The sequence below is a fragment of the Micromonospora sp. NPDC000089 genome, from assembly GCF_042899365.1.
Taxonomy (GTDB): Bacteria; Actinomycetota; Actinomycetes; order Mycobacteriales; family Micromonosporaceae; genus Micromonospora.
Genome location: NZ_JBIAZT010000010.1, coordinates 192,293 through 208,519, shown reverse-complemented (window position 1 = coordinate 208,519; position 16,227 = coordinate 192,293). Strand labels below are relative to the sequence as shown.

The following is a 16,227-nucleotide window of genomic DNA, read 5'->3' as shown; positions in this document are numbered from 1 at the left end:
TCGGGCACGTTACGGCCCGGTGCGTCCGATCGCCACTGTGGCGCGGCGGCGCGACAGCCTGGGCTTACTTCAGCTCGACGAGCCGCGCCAGGTATGTCGTGTCCCCGACATTGGTGAGCATGTGCACCGCGCCCGGGTCGCGGTAGACCACGCCCCCGGTGGGTTCGTCGGCGTCGATGCGCTGGCCGTCGATCGTCTGCACGACGTTCTTCGCGCCCCGCACCGCCACCACCAGGTACGGGTGGTCGTGCCGGTGCAGCGGCTGCCGTTCGCCCGGCTCCAGTCGGATGTGCCAGACCCGGACCCGGTCGTTCTCGAAGACGATCTCCTGGCCCACCGGGCCGAGCTCGACCCCGTCCGCGGTCGACGGCCCGGCCGGGCCGGTCGTCGGGTCGTTCACCGGGTCGTTCACCGCGTCGTTCACCGGGTCGTCGCCAGCTGGGGGAGCACCTCGGCGGCGATCAGCTCCAGGTGGTCGAGGTCGGCCAGGTCGATCAGCCGCAGGTGCACCCGGGTGGCGCCGATCGCGGCGAACTCGCCGAGCCGGTCGACCAGCTGCGCCGGGGAGCCGACCACCGGGTCCTCCGGCGGCAGGGCGCTCTTGACGTGCAGCGGGGCGGCCCGGTGCCGGGCCTCGGCGTCGGTCCGCCCGATCGCCACCACCACCCCGGCGGAGAGCACCAGCGGCGCCCGCCCCGATTCGGCCCGGCCGACCCGGTCGCACGCCTCGCGGACCCGCCCGTACGCCTCGGCGGTCTCCGCCACCGACTTGAACGGCATGTTGAACTCGTCGGCGTACCGGGCGGCCAGCTCGGGGGTGCGCTTGGGTCCGCGTCCGCCGACGATCACCGGTGGGCCGGGCCGCTGCACCGGCTTGGGCAGCGCGGGGGCGTCCACCAGCCGGTAGTGGTCGCCGGTGAAGCCGTAGGTCTCGCCGACCGGGGTGCGCCACAGGCCGGTGATGATCTCCAACTGCTCGGCGAGCCGGTCGAAGCGTTCGCCCACGGCTGGGAACGGGATGCCGTACGAGGTGTGCTCGCGGGCGTACCAGCCGGCGCCGATGCCCAGCTCCACCCGGCCGCCGCTCATCCGGTCCACCTGGGCGACCAGCACCGCCAGCGGGCCGGGCAGCCGGAAGGTGGCCGAGCTGACCAGGGTGCCGAGCCGGATCCGGGAGGTCTCCCGGGCCAGCGCGGCGAGGGTGAGCCAGGCGTCGGTGGGGCCGGGCAGCCCCGGCTCGTCGCCCATCGCCTGGTAGTGGTCGGCCCGGAAGAAGCCGTCGAAACCGGCGTCCTCGACCGCCCGCGCGAAGCGCAGCTGGTCGTCGTAGTCGGCGCCCCGGTGCGGCTCGGTGAAGACCGCCACCCGCATGCTCATCGTCCTTCCGCGCCGACCGGTGCCGGCGAGTCGCGTTCCATCAGCAGTTCGTGCAGTTCGGCGCTGATCCGGGCGACGTCCGCCAGGTGGGCGTGCCGGCCGAGGGTGCGCGGGCGCGGCACGGCCACGTCGACGACCTGGCGGATCCGGCCCGGCCGGGGGCTGAGCACGACCACCCGGTCGGCCAGCAGCACGGCTTCGTCGATCGAGTGCGTGACGAACACGACGGTCGCCCCGGTCTCCATGTGCACCCGCTGCAGCTCGCCGGAGAGCTCCTCCCGGGTCAGCGCGTCGAGCGCGGAGAACGGCTCGTCCATCAGCATCACCCGGGGCTCGCCGAGCAGTGACCGGCAGAGCGCCACCCGTTGCTGCATGCCGCCGGAGAGCTCGTGCGGCAGCCGCTTCTCGAAGCCGGCCAGCCCGGCGACGTCGAGCAGCTGCCGGGCCCGGTCGCGGTGCTTCGCCCGGCTCCAGCCGAAGATCTCGGCCGGCAGCAGGACGTTGTCCAGCACCGACCGCCAGGGCAGCAGGGCGGGACGCTGGAAGAGCATGGCGATGTCCCGGCGGGGCCGGGTGATCGGGGTGCCGGCGACGGTGATCTCGCCCGAGCTGACCGGCAACAGGCCGGCGATCATGCGCAGCAGGGTGGACTTGCCGCAGCCGGAGCGGCCGAGCACCGCGACGAACTCGCCCTCGGCGACCGACAGGTCGATGCCGCGCAGCGCCTCGACCCGCCCGGACCGGCCGTCGAAGGTCCGCGACACCTCGGTCAGTCGGATCATGTCGCCTCGCGTCTCCCCTGAGTTGCCGGTCAGGAATCCGACAAAGGCTATCCGCCGTACGTCTCTTGCGCACTGTCCGGGGTGGACTCTAGTTGTTTCCGTTCCGCAACCCGATCCGACTGGTGTGGTGACGGTGGGTCTCTCGTACGCTGTCCCGCGAAGTCCCTTCACGACGGTGCGGCACCCCCCTCACGCCGGCACCGACGGACCCACGACCCCCTCCGGGCAACCACGCCTGGTCGGAAAGGACATGGTGCACTGATGAGAAGGCTGACCCGTACGGTTGCCGCGGCGGCCCTGGCGACCGCCCTGGCCCTGGTCTCCGGCTGCAGCAGCGGCTCGGACTCCGCCGACCAGGCCAAGGGTGGAGACGGCAAGGCGCTGGAGAAGGTGACCTACCTCACCTCGTTCGGCAACTTCGGGCGGGACTCCTACGCCTGGGTGGCGAAGGAGAAGGGCTTCTTCTCCGAGGCCGGCTTCGACGTCGACATCAAGCCCGGCCAGGGCACCGGCGGGGTGGTCCAGGTCGCCAGTGGGCAGGCGGACTTCGCCCCGGTCGACCTGACCGGCGCCCTGCTGCTGATGGGCAACGGCCAGGCCAAGGACTTCGTCGCGGTGGCGGCGATCCAGCAGCGGAGCATGGCCGCGATCGTCTCGGTCGAGGGCAAGAACATCGCCACCCCGAAGGACCTCGAGGGCAAGAAGCTCGCCGACACCCCCACCTCCGTCGTGCGCAACCTCTTCCCCACGTACGCCAAGCTGGCCGGCATCGACGCCAGCAAGGTGACCTGGGTCAACGGTGAGGCCCAGGGCCTGATCGGCATGCTGGGCTCCGGCTCGGTCGACGGCATCGGGCAGTTCGTGGTCGGCCAGCCCACCGTCGCGGCGGTCACCAAGAAGGCCCCCGTGGTGCTGCCCTACAGCAACGTGATGCAGGACCTCTACGGCAACGTGCTGGTCACCTCCACCAAGAACGCCAAGGAGAAGCCGGAGATGGTGAAGAAGTTCACCGCCGCGCTGCTCAAGGGCCTGGAGTACAGCCTGGCGAACCCGCAGGAGTCCGCCGACCTGCTGAAGAAGAACGTGCCGGCCACGGTGCCGGCCGCGGCCGCCGCCGAGCTTCAGCTGATGGCCGCGTACGTCCGGTCCAGCAACTCCGGCACCGCCGTCGGCACCCTGGACAGCGACCGGGTGGCCAAGAGCATCGCCATCCTGCAGGGCGCGGGTGCGCTCAAGCAGGAGATCAAGCCCGACCAGATCATCGACTTCAACCTCGCGCCCAAGGCCTGACCGGTCGGCTCGACCACCGGGGGTGCGTCCGACCGGGATCCTCGGCGGGCGTACCCCCTTCGCGTGCCGGCTGTCGCGCCGGCCGAGAGAGGGGAGGACACGGTGGCGCAGTCGACCGATTCCTCGGCGGGTACGCCGGCGGCACGGGTCGTCCGGGCCGGGTTCGCCGTACGGCCGTCGTCGGTGGCGATGCCGGCGCTCGGCCTGGTGACGGTGGTGGGCGTCTGGTGGCTGGCCACCTCCGGGCTGCACCTGATCCACCCGGCGGCGCTGCCGCCGCCGCAGGCGGTGTGGCAGGGGTTGACCGGCAGCCTGGAGGTGCTGCTGCCGGCGCTGCTCATCACCACCTGGATGACGCTGCTCGGCTTCCTGCTCTCCGCGGTGGCCGGGGTGCTGATCGGGACGGCGCTGGCCGCCTCCCGGCGGGTGGAGCGGATGTTCGCGCCGCTGCTGGTGGCGGTGAACGCGGTGCCGAAGATCGCGCTCGGGCCGCTGCTGGTGGTCGCGGTCGGCTTCGGGGAGAAGCCCATCCTGACCATGGTCTTCCTGCTCTGCTTCTTCCCGATCGTGCTCTCCACCGCGACCGGTCTCACCACCACCCCGGCCGACCTGGCCGAGCTGGCCCGGTCGCTGAACGCCTCCTGGTGGCAGTCGTTCCGCAAGGTGCGATTCCCGGCGGCGCTGCCGCAGATCTTCGTCGGGCTCAAGGTGGCGATGCCGCTGGCCGCCATCGGCGCGGTGATCGGTGAGTTCTACTCCGACCGGCCGGGGCTGGGCTACCAGATCCTGCAGTACAACGGGGTCGGCGAGTACTCGACCTCGTGGGCGGCGATCGTGCTGATCGCGGCCATGAGCATCCTGCTCTACTCGGCGCTGTCGCTGGTCGAGCGGCTGGCGCTGCCCTGGGTCCGGGCCACCACCTCGGCCCGCTGACCGTCCGCCCGCGCGGCAGGTTCGCTGACGTCCGCCCGCCGGGTCTGCCGCGCAGGCCCGGCGGGCGGGTGCGACCGGCTCAGCCGGCCAGCCGCCAGCGGCCGCCGCGGGCGACCAGGGTGGTCAGCGCCTGCGGCATCAGGCCCGAGTGGTTGTCCGGCGTCATCCGGATCGGCCCGGAGAGGCCGTCCAGCTGGGAGGTCTCCAGCACGTCCCGGAGGGCGTCCCGGTCGACGCCGTCACCGCCGGAGCGCAGCGCCGCGTCGGCGATCAGCTGCACCGCGTCGGCGGCGAACGAGGAGAGGCCGCTGTACCCGCCGTAGCGCGCCGTGTAGTCCTGGAACCACTGCCGGCGGGCCGCCTTGGCCGGAGTGGTGGCGATCACGTCGTCGATCACCATGGTCTGGGTGAACACCATGGTGGCCCGCTCGGTGGCCTGGCCGGCCGCGCCGAGGAACAGGTCGCCCGCGGCGCTCGCGTCGAAGAACAGCGAGCCGGGAAAGCGGGCGGCGCGGGCGCTGGTGGCGGCCAGCGACGCCTGCTCCGGCGGGGCCCAGACCACCAGCGCCTGCGGTTCGCGGTCGACCAACCGGCGTACCGGTTGGCTGACGTCGGTGTCGGTGCCGCGGACCGTCTCGTCCGCGACCAGCCGGATGCCGGCCTTGCCGAACTCCCGACGCAGCGCGGCCAGCCCCTCCCGGCCGTAGTCGTCCTCGCCGTGCAGGACGGCGGCGGTACGGATCTTGCGCTGGCGCAGTTCGGTGGTGATCGCGCCGGCGTTGTCGGCCGCGTTCGGGGCCAGCTTGAAGACGTACCGCCGGTCGCCGACCGGGTTGGCGACCGCGCCCGAGGGGGCGAGGGCGATGGTCGGGATCTTCTTCTCGTTGATCGTGCCCACGGCGCCGACCGCGCATTCGTTGCAGCCGCCCATGATGATCGCGTCGACCCCGGAATCGCCGCCGAAATCGCCGACGTTCCGCAGCGACTCGCTGGCGTCGGAACGGTTGTTCTTCACCTGCAGGGTGATCTTCCGGCGGCCGAGCGCGCCGGAGGAGTTCAGCTGCTCGACCTTCAGTTCCAGGGCCCGCCGGTACGCCTCGCCCAGCCGGGCGGAGGGGCCGGAGAGTTCGAGGTCGGCGCCGATGACGATCGGGTCGGAGTCCTCCTGCCCCGCGCCGAACGAGCAGCCGGTGAGCGTGGTGGCCAGCAGGGCCGATGCGAGCGCCACGATGGTCGCGGAGCGGATGGGGCTCAACTTGTGTCCTCCAGGTGCGGGGCGGAACGCCGCCCGGACGCCGTCGGCCGCTCTGTCCTCAGTGGAGAATCTGGATGCGGTGCCGTACGGTGTGCGCGAAAGCCTGCAAAACCATGCCAATGCGAGGTGGCTGCGGTCAAGCGCAGCCGCTCGTGGCGGTTTCGGGACGCGAATCCCACATGGTGGGGACATCAGATATTTACCGATGCTCACTCCGCAGAATCGTGTGACCACTCTGGAGTGACATCGCCTGTTCAGGGTCTGCGGCTCTTTGAGCGTTCAACGCGATCGGTTCACCGATCGGTCGTTTTTCGCTTCGGCGCAGCTTCCCAAACGGGATCTTCTCTGATGAAATCGCGGCCGTGCCGAGCGTGGCGCTGTCCGCTGCACCGGGCGCGGGTCGGCGGTTCAGGCGTGGAAGAAACGACGGAGGCGATGTCGTGAGCACCGGACCGACGGCCCTGCCCGACAGCGGCGCCGGACGCCCCGGCGGGCGCCGGATGCCCCGGCTGCGGGACGCGCGGATCCGCTCGAAGCTCGCCCTCATTCTCGTCGTCCCGGTCGCCGCCGTCATTGCACTGGCAACTATCCGACTCGTCTCCACCGGCCAGGGCGCGTACGACGCGAGCCAGCTACGGTCGCTGACCGGGCTGTCGGTCGAGGTCTCCGCGCTCGCTCAGGACCTGCACAAGGAGCGGATGGCGGCGGCCGGCTACCTGGCCGACCCGCGGTCGAAGGCGGACGCCTACAACCTGCGGGTACGGGCCACCAGCGCCCGGGTCGACCAGTACCGGGCCGCGCGGGCGAAGATCGGGAACCCGCCGACCGCGGTCGAGGACCGGCTCAAGGTGATCGACAACCACCTGCAGACCCTCGAGCCCACCCGGCAGGAGGTGCTCGACCGGCGGCAGATGCCCGTCGCCGAGGCCACCCTGCGCTACGGGATCATCGTCGGTGACCTGGTCTCCTACGGTGACACGCTGGCCCAGCTGCCCGGCCAGGAGGACCTGGTCGACGCGCTTCGCGCGGTGGCCGCCTTCACCCGCGCCAGGGCGGCGGTCGCCGAGGAGGAGGCGGTCGCCTTCACCGCGCTGAGCGGCGGCCGCTTCGAACCCGAACAGCTCTCCTCGTTCGTCGCGACCCTGACCGGGCAGCAGGAGGCGCTGCTGGCGTTCTCCCTGGTCGCCGACCCGGCGCAGCGGGCCCTGGTGAACACGGCGGTCTCCGGGGACGCGATCGGGCTCGCCGACCGGGTGGCCACCGACATCACCCGCTCGGCGGGCGCCCGGCCGCTGGTCGGCGCCGCCGACGCGAGCGCCGCGATCGGGGCGGTCAACGACCTGATGCGGTGGGCCGAGACCCAGCTCGAGGAGCGGCTGCTCGCCCGGGCCGAGCAGGCCCGGGCCGACGTCGTCCGGCAGGCCGTTCTGGAGTCGGTGCTGGTGCTGCTGACCCTGCTCATCGCGATCACGCTGGCCGTGGTGCTGGCCCGCTCGCTCAACGACTCGCTGCGCCGGCTGCGCGAGGGCGCGCTCTCGGTGGCCAACCACGACCTGCCCGACGCGGTGCAGCGGCTGCAGACCATGAGCAGCGTCGGCGACGGCGGCGTGGAGGAGATCGTCCGGCAGATGCGGGACCCGATCCGGCTGACCAACCGCGACGAGGTCGGCCAGGTGGCGGTGGCGTTCAACGTCGTACACCGGGAGGCGGTCCGGGTCGCCGCCGAGCAGGCCGCCCTGCGGACCAGCGTCTCGGCGATGTTCCTCAACCTGGCCCGGCGCAGCCAGAACCTGGTCGACCGGATGATCGGTGAGCTGGACGCGATCGAGCGCGGCGAGGAGGACCCGAAGCGCCTCGCCCAGCTGTTCGAGCTGGACCACCTGGCCACCCGGATGCGCCGCAACGACGAGAACCTGCTGGTCCTGGCCGGCGCCGACTCCGCCGTGCCCCGCCGCGACGACGCCCTCCTGGTGGACGTGCTGCGCGCCGCCCAGTCCGAGGTCGAGCTCTACAACCGGATCGAGTTCGGCGCGGTCGACACCGACGTCTCGGTGGCCGCGCACGCGGTCAACGACGTGGTCCGCCTGGTCGCCGAGCTGCTCGACAACGCCACCCGCTTCTCCCCGCCCACCACCACGGTGGTCGCCGACGGCCGGCGGATCCGTGACTACGTGCTGATCCAGGTCGAGGACCGCGGCCTCGGCCTCACCGACGAGCAGCTCGACGCGCTCAACCGCCGGCTCGCCGGGCCGTCGACGGTGGACGTGGCGGCGTTCCGGCTGATGGGTCTCGCCGTGGTGAGCCGGCTCGCCTCCCGGTACGGCATCCGGGTGGAGCTGCGCCGCAACGTGGAGGGCGGCACCGTCGCCCAGGTGACGCTGCCCAATGCGACCGTGGTGCTGCCGCACCGGGGCCGGGACCAGGCGGTCACCCGACCCCGCCAGCCGGTGGCGGTCGAGCAGCTGCCGGCGGCCTCGGCCGGGTTCGCCGAGGCGACCGCCGGCGGGCGGACCGGCACGGCCACCCTGACCGAGCAGTGGCCGAGCACGCCGCCGGCGCCCTGGCAGCCGCCGGTCGACGCCCGGGACAGCGCCGCGGTGGTCAACCTCGGCAGCCCGGTCTCGGCCCCGCCGGGCGCGCCGGCCTCGGCGGTTCCGGCCGCGCCGACCTCGGCCGCGCCGGCCCCCGCGGCGCCCGTCGCGCCGGTGCACGCCGCCTTCGGCGGCTTCTCCGCCGGCGCCCCGACCGCAGCGCAGCCGGTGCTCGACCCGCTGCCGAAGCGTGCCGCGGCGACCCACCCGGAGCCGGCCGCCGGTGCGCCGTCGCTGCCGAGCGGGCCGGTGGCCGGTGCCCCGGAGTCGTACCCGGCGACACCCGCGCCCACGGTCGCCGGGCCGGCGGCCGCCGCGTTGCCGTTCGCGCCGGCCCCGGCGCCGGTGACCCCGGCCGCGTCGTCCGCGCCGCCGGCCGCCTACTCCCCGCCGGCCGCGCCGGTGGGCGGGCAGCCCAATCCGCCCGCCGACTCGCCGATCTTCCGCGAGATGGAGGCGGTCTGGTTCCGGTCCCACGGGAACGACGCCACCGCCATCTTCGCCCGGCCGCGCTTCGACATCCCGCCGGCCGCTGCGTCGCCGTCCGCCGGCCCGGCCCGGCCCGGCACCGAGCCGGCGCGGCCGGCCGCCGGCGGCGATCCGGCCGGGGCCCAGGGCGCCGAGCGCGCGTCGGCCCGGCCGCCGCTGCCGACCCGGGTGCCCGCGGCCCGCGCCGGCGCGGACGGCCCGGAGCCGTCCCCCGCCCAGCGGGCCGAGCCGACGCCGACCCGCCCGCCGCTGCCGACCCGGGTGCCCAGCGCGCCGACCGCCGCCGGCACCCCCTCCCTCGCTCCGGCGCCGCCACCGGCTGCCGCGCCGCCACCGGCCGCCGCTCCGCCACCGGCTGCCGCTCCGCCACCGGCTGCCGCTCCGCCACCGGCTGCCGCTCCGCCACCGGCTGCCGCTCCGCCACCGGCTGCCGCTCCGCCACCGGCCGCCGCTCCGCCACCGGCCGCCGCCCCGCCGGCGTACGTCCCGCCGACCGCCCCGGCGGCAGCGAGCGGATCCGCGGCCTCGACGGCACCCAGCGGACCGACTCCGCCGACCGCGTCCACCGCGCCCAGCGGGCCGACGCCCCCGGCGCAGCCGGCCGCCGAGTCGGAGGCCTGGCGGACGGCCGCCGACGAGGGCTGGACCCGGGCCAGCCGGGCGGCCGAGCCGGCGGCGGCCGGAACCACCCGATCCGGCCTGCCGAAGCGGGTGCCACAGGCCCAGCTGGTTCCCGGCGGCATCGAGCCCAAGGGCGGCCGGGACCGCAGCCGACGCACCCCCGACGAAGTACGGGGCCTGCTCTCCGCCTACCACCGCGGCGTGCAGCGCGGCCGGTCGGTCGGGACGGACCAGATCAGCACCTCGACCAAGGAGACGAGCCGATGAACAGGCCGGCTGCCATGCAGGACATGGGTTGGCTGCTCACCAACTTCGCCGACAGCGTGGCGGGCATCGCCCACGTGGTGGCGGTGTCCGCGGACGGGCTGCTGCTCGCCTCCTCCCGGGACCTCCCCGGAGACCGGGCCGACCAGCTCGCCGCGATCACCTCCGGGGTGGTGAGCCTGACCGAGGGCGCCGCCCGGATGTTCAGCGCGGGCGGGGTGTTGCAGACCGTCATCGAGATGGACAGCGGGTACCTGTTCCTGATGTCGATCAGCGACGGGTCGTCGATGGCCGTGCTCGCGGCGCGCAGCTGCGACGTGGGGCAGGTGGGCTACGAGATGGCGCTGCTCGTGGAGCGGGTGGGCGCCGCCCTGGTCCCGCTGCCGCGGGACGCCGTGCGTTCCTGAGCGCGAGCGGGTGCGGGTCGGCGTGACCGCGCCGGGCCGGGTGGACGAGGGGATCCGGGCGGTCGACCCGGGCGGGAGGAGGTGATCGCGAATGGAGCCACGGCGGGACCCGCGAGGCGCGCTGGTGCGCCCGTACGCGGTCACCCGGGGCCGTACCGAGCCCAGCCGGGACATCACCCTGGAGGCGGTGCTGTCCGCCACGCCCACCCAGGTCGCCGAGTCCCGGTTCGCCGGGCACGACAAGTACCGCATCGCCACGGTCTGCGAGGGCCGGGCACAGTCGCTGGCGGAGATCGCCGCGTACACCCGGATGCCGCTGGGCGTCACCCGGGTGCTGGTCGCCGACCTGGTGGCCGAGGGCCTGCTGACGCTACACACTGCCGCTCCCGCCGAGGGATACGAGGAGCGGATGAACCTGCTGGGAAGGGTGCTAAGTGGACTTCGCGAACTATGACCCCGCCGGGGCGCGCCGCAGCCGGGAGATCATCTCCGCGAAGATCGTGGTCGCGGGCGGCTTCGGGGTGGGCAAGACGACCCTGGTCGGGGCGATCTCCGAGATCACGCCGTTGACCACCGAGGCGCTGATGACCGCCGCCGGGGTGGGCATCGACGACCCGTCCAAGGTGCCGGGCAAGGAGACCACCACGGTCGCCATGGACTTCGGCCGGATCACCATGGCCCAGGACCTGATCCTCTACCTGTTCGGTACGCCGGGCCAGACCCGCTTCTGGTTCATGTGGGACGAGATCATCCGGGGCGCGGTGGGCGCCGCGGTGCTGGTCGACACCCGGCGGATCACCGACGCCTTCGCGCCGCTGGACTACTTCGAGAACCGCAACCTGCCGTACGTGGTGGCGCTGAACCGGTTCGACGGCGCGCCGCAGTACGAGCTGGAGGAGGTCCGGGAGGCACTGGCCATCTCGCCGGACGTGCCGCTGGTCAGCTGCGACGCCCGGTACCGGGACTCGGTCAAGCAGGTGCTGGTGACCGTCGTCGAGCACGCCATGATGCGGCTGGAGGCCGAGCACGGGCGGGGCCACCCCGCGCCGGTGGGCTGAGTCCATTCTTGTCACTATCTGTAGCCGAGCGCCTCGCTTCGCGCTCGGCGACGCTTGCCGAGGAGTGGGTGCAGATATCTGATGCACCCACTCTGAGCAGGCAAGACCTATGCTCATCCACGAACATCGCTCTCCGTGGGGTCCTCCTCACCGGAGGTGATCTCAAGGAGGAGCTATGCGTAGAGTGACAGTGGTCTCGATCATTGCGGCGGGTGCCGTGCTCGGGATCGGCCTGGCCGCCCCGGCGCAGGCGGCCGGCCTGGATCCGCGCACCCGCGCCAACGCGCTGACGGCGATGCAGGGGGAGGCGTTCGCCCACGCGAAGTACCTGGCGTACGGGGCGCAGGCGGCGCGGACCGGCGAGCGGGGCGTGGCCCGCCTGTTTCGCGAAACCGCGGAGACCGAACGGTACGACCACTTCGCCGCCGAGGCGGCGCTGATCCGCTTCGTCCGGACCAACGCCGCCAACCTTCGGGAGTCGATCGCGGGCGAGGAGCACGAGGCGACCGTGGTCTATCCCGGTTACGCCGCGCAGGCGGAACGGGACGGCTGTCCGGCCGCGGCCGCGCTCTTCACCGAGCTGGCCGCGGATGAGGCGGTGCACGCGGCCCGGTTCCGGACCGCGCTGGAGGCGGTGACCGATCCCGGTTCCGGACCGCGCTGGAGGCGGTGACCGATCCCGGTTCCGGTGTCCCCATCCCGGTGGGCGAGTCGGTGCCCCCGGTGCCGATCCTGCCGAGCCGGCCGGCCTGCTCCGGGGCGACCCAGGCCAACCTGGAGGCGACCATCCGCGGCGAGGCCTTCGCCGACGCGCGGTACACCTCCTACGCCGCGCATGCCCGGAGCACCGGGTTGCCCCGGCTGGCCCGGCTCTGGGACAACACGGCCAGCCAGGAGTTGGGCGAGCACTTCGCGCAGGCCGCTGAGCTTTCCGGCCTGGTCGGCGACAACGCCGCGAACCTGCGGGACTCGATCGGCGGCGAATGGTACGAGGCGACCGTGATGTACCCGTCGTTCTCCCGGGCGGCGGCCGGGGTGGGTGACCGGCAGGCGGCGGCCTTGTTCCGTGAGATCGCCCTCGACGAGGCCGGGCACGCGGCGGCCTTCCTGCGGGCGCTGGTACGGCTGCGGGTGTGAGCCGCGAGGGTGCCGTCCATCCGGAGCCGCCGTGCGGCGGGTGTGATCAGTCCACCCGCAGCCGGTAGCCGCGCCGGACGACGGTCTGCACCACCAGGGGGGCCCGCAACCCCACCCGGAGCCGGGCGACCGCCATCTCCACGGCGTGCTCGTCCGCGCCCCGGGGCAGGGTGCGCAGCAGCTCGGTGCGGGACAGCACCCGCCCCGGCGCCGCGACCAGCGCCCGCAGCACCGCCATCGGCGCGGGGGCGAGCGGTCGCAGCTCCCCGTCCACCAGCGCGGCGTGCCCGCGCAGGGTCAGCACGTGCCCGGCGGCCTTCACGGCGACCGTCCGTCGGGGCAGTTCGTCGACGATGGTCCGGACCAACGCGCCCAGCCGGGCCCGCCGCGGCGCGGTCACCGGCACCCCGCGCCGGACCAGCGGTTCGGCGGTGACCGCACCGACGCAGCCGGCCAGCACGTCCGAGCGCAGTGCCGCGAGGACCGTCTCGGTACGGTCCCCGGCCGCCCGCAGCAGCGCCTCTGCGGCCGGCGCGGAGGTGAAGGTGACGGCGTCCACCAGCCGGCCGGCGACCAGGTCGACGAGCCGGTGCAGCGGCGCCGGATCGGTCGGCGGCGCCCAGCGGTAGACCGGTACCTCGATCACCGTGGCCCCGGCCGACTCCAGCGCCTCGGCGCACTCCGGCTGCCGGTCGCCGTGCAGTTGAACGGCGACGACGTGGCCGGCCACCCGGCGCCGGCGCAGGTGGTCGACGACCTCCGCCCAGCTCTCCGAGGCGGGGGACCAGTGCTCACGCAGCCCGGCGTCGCGCAGCGCGCCGCGCACCTTCGGCCCGCGGGCCACCACGTACGACCCCGACAGCGCCCGGCGCAGCGGTCCGGCCAGTCCCCAGCCCTCGGCCGCCTCCCACCAGCCGCGTAGGCCGATGCCGGTGTTGGCCACCAGGACGTCCGGCGGTCGGGCCAGGCAGGCCCGGGTGGCCTCGCGCAGGTCGGTGTCGTCGGCCAGCGGGACCATCCGCAGGGCCGGGGCGAGCACCACCCGGGCGCCGCGCCGCCGCAGCAGCGCGGCCAACTCGTCGCGTCGCCGGTCGGCGGTCACTCCGACGGTGAAGCCGGCCAGTTCGTCGGTCATCACCGCTCCCGACGTACGGCTCGCCCGGCCCGGCCCGGGCCGCAGCTGCGGCTGGCACCCGCTCGTGTGGCGGAACGCACACCCTCCGTCATGTCGGCACAGCGTGCCGGTGGGCGGTTTCCGCTCCAGGTCTGCCGTGTTTCGGCCCTGTCAAGAGCCCGTCCCGTCCGGTGCGGGGTCACCCGCACCGGCGAAACTGGTCTAGTATGTGGGAAAGAAATCCCATTGGATGGGAGATTGGGCATGGACGTGGTGGCTACCTTCGACGCGCTGGCGGGCAGCTACGACGCCGCTCGTCGGCGCCTGGTGCCCTGCTTCGACGGCTTCTACGGCACGGCCGTCGAGGTGGCGGCGCCGCCGCTGCGGGCGGCGCTGGCCTCGGGGCGTACCCCTGAGGTGTTGGATCTGGGCGCGGGCACCGGGCTGCTCTCCCTGCTGCTGGCGGCGGCCGTGCCGGGGGTGCGGCCGACCCTGGTCGACGGTGCCCCGCGGATGTTGGCGGTGGCCGCCGAGCGACTCACCGACGTCGGCGTGCCGCACCGCACGGTGGTCGCCGACCTCGCCGACCCGCTGCCCGACGGCCGGTACGACGCGGTGGTCACCGCGTTGGCCGTGCACCACCTGGACGACGACGGCAAGCGGGCCCTCTACCGGCGGGTGGCCGACGCGCTGGCGCCCGGCGGGGTGTTCGTCAACGCCGAGCAGGTCGCCGGCCCCACCCCGGCCCTCGACCGGCGGTACGACCAGGTCTGGACGGCGCAGGTCACCGCGCTCGGCTCGGACGCCGCGGAGCTGGCCGCCGCCCGGGAGCGGATGCGCCACGACCGGCCCGCCGCCGTGGCCGACCAGTGTCGCTGGCTGGCCGAGGCCGGCCTGGTCGACGTGGACTGCTTCTTCAAGGCCTGGCGGTTCGCCGTCTTCGGCGGCCGGGCGGCGTGAGCCGGGGGCTGCGGGCCTCGCAGGGTGCACCGGGCCGGCCTGGGGCGAGTGTGCCGGGTTGGGCGTTTTACCGGTGCGCGGCAGGGGTGGGCGATCGGGGATGACCGGCGGTCATACCGTTCGGTACGCTCGCCCGCATGACTGCCAAGGTGACGTTGTCGTTCGCGGACGAGACGATCGAGGAGGCGCGCCGGTTCGCCCGGCGCGAGGGCCTGTCGCTGTCGGCCTGGATGGATCAGGCCGCCCGGGAGAAGGCGCTCCGGGAGATCTTCACCGCGCACGCCGCCGCCGTCGGTCGGGCCGGGTTCGACCTGGAGAGCGCCGCCCTGGCCGACGCGGCCGAGGTCGGCATGGTCGACGACGTGCTGTTCGGTGGTCGCCCGCGTGCTGCGTAGGGGCGAGGTCTGGCGGATCGAGGGTGCCCGCGAGCGACTCGGGCTGGTGGTCAGCTCCGACGTCTACAACTCCACCGACGTGCCGATCGTGATCGTGGTCGAGGTGGTGGAGGAGTCGCTGCTGCGTGACTCGCCGCTGGCGGTCCGGATGGGCCGCTGGGTGGTCATGCCGGACCGCCTCTCCGCGCCGATGAAGAAGTGGTTCACCGAGTGCGTGGACGTCGCCGACACCGAGACGATGCAGCGGGTCGGCCGGGCGCTGCGCATCCTGCAGGAGATCTGAGCCGACCGGCGCTTACCGGCCGCCCGCCGTCCGTGTGACCTGCGCCATCGCGGTGCCGTGGCCCGGCCGTGCGGTACCCCGTTTTGACCTGCCGCCCGGGCGCCGGGTATCGTTGCCTGCTGTTGTACGACATCCAGAGGCGTGCCGCATCAGGTACGCTTGGTCGTTCGTGCGCGCTGGTTCGACCCGGAGCATCTGGTCACCTCGGCGCGCGACCCCAGACCGACGACGAGACAAGGTAGACCTGTGCGTACGTACAGCCCGAAGCCGGGTGAGATCGAGCGTCAGTGGCACGTTATCGACGCCTCTGATGTCGTGCTGGGCCGCCTGGCCACCCACGCCGCCACGCTGCTGCGCGGCAAGCACAAGCCGACTTTCGCGCCGCACGTCGACACGGGCGACTTCGTCGTCATCGTGAACGCGGGCAAGGTGGCGCTGACCGGCAACAAGCGGCAGACCAAGGTCGCCTACCGGCACTCCGGTTACCCGGGTGGCCTCAAGCAGGTCGGCTACGAAGAGCTGCTGACCAAGCGGCCCGAGCGGGCCATCGAGCTCGCCGTCAAGGGCATGCTCCCGCACAACAAGCTCGGCCGTCAGCTGCTCAAGAAGCTGAAGGTCTACGCCGGTGCCGAGCACCCGCACCTGGCGCAGCAGCCGGTGCCGTTCGAGATCAAGCAGATCGCGCAGTGAGCGAGGGCGAAGGAAACAGCATGACCGACATCACCGAGACCGAGGTCGCCCCCGAGGCCACCGAGGCCCCCGCGCCCGTCGCCCGCGCGCCGCGTGGTGACCGCCCGATCCAGACCGTGGGCCGCCGCAAGGAGGCCATCGTCCGGGTCCGCATCGTGCCGGGTTCCGGCAAGATCACCTGCAACGGTCGCGACCTCGAGGCCTACTTCCCGAGCAAGGTGCACCAGCAGCTCATCAAGGACCCGCTGGTCACCGCCGAGAAGCCCGAGGCGTTCGACGTCATCGCCAACCTGCGTGGCGGCGGCACCACCGGCCAGGCCGGTGCGCTGCGGCTGGCCATCGCCCGGGCGCTGATCGTCAACGAGCCGGACGACCGCCCGGCCCTGAAGAAGGCCGGCTTCCTCACCCGGGACGCTCGGGTCAAGGAGAGCAAGAAGTACGGCCTCAAGAAGGCCCGTAAGGCTCCTCAGTACTCGAAGCGCTGATCATCAGCGCCGCGTTGTACTTCTGACGAACGGCCGGTCCACCTCCCCACGACGGGAGGTTGGCCGGCCGTTCGTTCGTTTCCCCTGGAACGCTTC

At 73.4% G+C, this 16,227-nt stretch carries 18 protein-coding genes; 13 read left to right on the top strand and 5 right to left on the bottom strand.

Going from position 1 to position 16,227, the window contains the following annotated elements; all coding sequences use genetic code 11:
* Positions 1-64 precede the first annotated feature (64 nt).
* Genes ACFY3U_RS19960 through ACFY3U_RS19950 form a run of 3 tightly spaced genes read right to left on the bottom strand, consistent with a single transcriptional unit; the run spans position 65 to position 2,159 of the window.
* Complete coding sequence (locus ACFY3U_RS19960) at positions 65-400, bottom strand: cupin (protein ID WP_387203690.1); 336 nt, start codon at positions 398-400, stop codon at positions 65-67.
* A 20-nt stretch (positions 401-420) separates the two neighbouring features.
* A complete protein-coding gene (locus ACFY3U_RS19955; RefSeq protein ID WP_387203687.1) occupies positions 421-1,371 on the bottom strand; it encodes an LLM class F420-dependent oxidoreductase in 951 nt (316 codons plus the stop codon).
* Between the two features lie 2 nt (positions 1,372-1,373).
* Positions 1,374-2,159: an ABC transporter ATP-binding protein gene (locus ACFY3U_RS19950; RefSeq protein WP_387203554.1), complete on the bottom strand. Its 786-nt coding sequence runs from the start codon at positions 2,157-2,159 to the stop codon at positions 1,374-1,376.
* Positions 2,160-2,420: 261 nt separating this feature from the next.
* On the opposite strand from ACFY3U_RS19950, the gene ACFY3U_RS19945 reads away from it, so the two are divergent.
* Together ACFY3U_RS19945 and ACFY3U_RS19940 are read left to right on the top strand one after the other, a co-directional pair.
* A complete protein-coding gene (locus tag ACFY3U_RS19945; RefSeq protein WP_387203551.1) occupies positions 2,421-3,449 on the top strand; it encodes an ABC transporter substrate-binding protein in 1,029 nt (342 codons plus the stop codon).
* Between the two features lie 102 nt (positions 3,450-3,551).
* Positions 3,552-4,382: an ABC transporter permease gene (locus tag ACFY3U_RS19940; RefSeq protein ID WP_387203548.1), complete on the top strand. Its 831-nt coding sequence runs from the start codon at positions 3,552-3,554 to the stop codon at positions 4,380-4,382.
* A 79-nt stretch (positions 4,383-4,461) separates the two neighbouring features.
* Here ACFY3U_RS19940 and ACFY3U_RS19935 read toward each other — a convergent pair whose 3' ends face one another.
* The gene (locus ACFY3U_RS19935; protein WP_387203546.1) at positions 4,462-5,637 is read right to left on the bottom strand and encodes an ABC transporter substrate-binding protein; all 1,176 of its coding nucleotides are present in this window, start codon (positions 5,635-5,637) and stop codon (positions 4,462-4,464) included.
* 440 nt (positions 5,638-6,077) lie between these two features.
* On the opposite strand from ACFY3U_RS19935, the gene ACFY3U_RS19930 reads away from it, so the two are divergent.
* The 6 genes from ACFY3U_RS19930 to ACFY3U_RS19905 all read left to right on the top strand — a co-directional run bounded on the left by ACFY3U_RS19930 (position 6,078) and on the right by ACFY3U_RS19905 (position 12,204).
* Positions 6,078-9,605: a nitrate- and nitrite sensing domain-containing protein gene (locus ACFY3U_RS19930; RefSeq protein ID WP_387203543.1), complete on the top strand. Its 3,528-nt coding sequence runs from the start codon at positions 6,078-6,080 to the stop codon at positions 9,603-9,605.
* The gene (locus ACFY3U_RS19925) at positions 9,602-10,009 is read left to right on the top strand and encodes a roadblock/LC7 domain-containing protein (RefSeq protein ID WP_007465177.1); all 408 of its coding nucleotides are present in this window, start codon (positions 9,602-9,604) and stop codon (positions 10,007-10,009) included. Before ACFY3U_RS19930 ends, ACFY3U_RS19925 begins: the two co-directional genes overlap by 4 nt.
* Before the next feature lie 91 nt (positions 10,010-10,100).
* Positions 10,101-10,463 (top strand): DUF742 domain-containing protein, encoded by a 363-nt coding sequence (locus ACFY3U_RS19920; RefSeq protein WP_387203540.1) that lies wholly within the window; start codon positions 10,101-10,103, stop codon positions 10,461-10,463.
* The gene (locus ACFY3U_RS19915; protein WP_387203537.1) at positions 10,444-11,067 is read left to right on the top strand and encodes an ATP/GTP-binding protein; all 624 of its coding nucleotides are present in this window, start codon (positions 10,444-10,446) and stop codon (positions 11,065-11,067) included. Before ACFY3U_RS19920 ends, ACFY3U_RS19915 begins: the two co-directional genes overlap by 20 nt.
* 175 nt (positions 11,068-11,242) lie before the next feature.
* Positions 11,243-11,740 (top strand): rubrerythrin family protein, encoded by a 498-nt coding sequence (locus ACFY3U_RS19910; protein WP_387203534.1) that lies wholly within the window; start codon positions 11,243-11,245, stop codon positions 11,738-11,740.
* The gene (locus ACFY3U_RS19905) at positions 11,737-12,204 is read left to right on the top strand and encodes a rubrerythrin family protein (RefSeq protein WP_387203531.1); all 468 of its coding nucleotides are present in this window, start codon (positions 11,737-11,739) and stop codon (positions 12,202-12,204) included. Before ACFY3U_RS19910 ends, ACFY3U_RS19905 begins: the two co-directional genes overlap by 4 nt.
* Before the next feature lie 46 nt (positions 12,205-12,250).
* Here ACFY3U_RS19905 and ACFY3U_RS19900 read toward each other — a convergent pair whose 3' ends face one another.
* Positions 12,251-13,339 (bottom strand): uroporphyrinogen-III synthase, encoded by a 1,089-nt coding sequence (locus ACFY3U_RS19900; RefSeq protein WP_387203528.1) that lies wholly within the window; start codon positions 13,337-13,339, stop codon positions 12,251-12,253.
* A 243-nt stretch (positions 13,340-13,582) separates the two neighbouring features.
* Here ACFY3U_RS19900 and ACFY3U_RS19895 point away from each other — a divergent pair, with 243 nt between their 5' ends.
* From ACFY3U_RS19895 to rpsI, 5 genes are all read left to right on the top strand, one after another.
* Positions 13,583-14,278, top strand: coding sequence for a class I SAM-dependent methyltransferase (locus ACFY3U_RS19895; RefSeq protein ID WP_387203525.1), 696 nt, complete (start codon positions 13,583-13,585; stop codon positions 14,276-14,278).
* A 137-nt stretch (positions 14,279-14,415) separates the two neighbouring features.
* Positions 14,416-14,673, top strand: a complete 258-nt coding sequence (locus ACFY3U_RS19890; RefSeq protein WP_387203523.1) for a DUF6364 family protein — start codon at positions 14,416-14,418, stop codon at positions 14,671-14,673.
* A complete protein-coding gene (locus tag ACFY3U_RS19885) occupies positions 14,651-14,956 on the top strand; it encodes a hypothetical protein (protein ID WP_387203521.1) in 306 nt (101 codons plus the stop codon). The genes ACFY3U_RS19890 and ACFY3U_RS19885 overlap by 23 nt, the downstream gene beginning before the upstream one ends.
* A 246-nt stretch (positions 14,957-15,202) precedes the next feature.
* Positions 15,203-15,646 carry a 50S ribosomal protein L13 gene (gene rplM, locus ACFY3U_RS19880; RefSeq protein WP_387203518.1) on the top strand — a complete coding sequence of 148 codons (444 nt, stop codon included), beginning with the start codon at positions 15,203-15,205 and terminating at the stop codon, positions 15,644-15,646.
* Between the two features lie 20 nt (positions 15,647-15,666).
* A complete protein-coding gene (gene rpsI, locus ACFY3U_RS19875) occupies positions 15,667-16,131 on the top strand; it encodes a 30S ribosomal protein S9 (protein ID WP_088998399.1) in 465 nt (154 codons plus the stop codon).
* Positions 16,132-16,227: the final 96 nt, after the last annotated feature.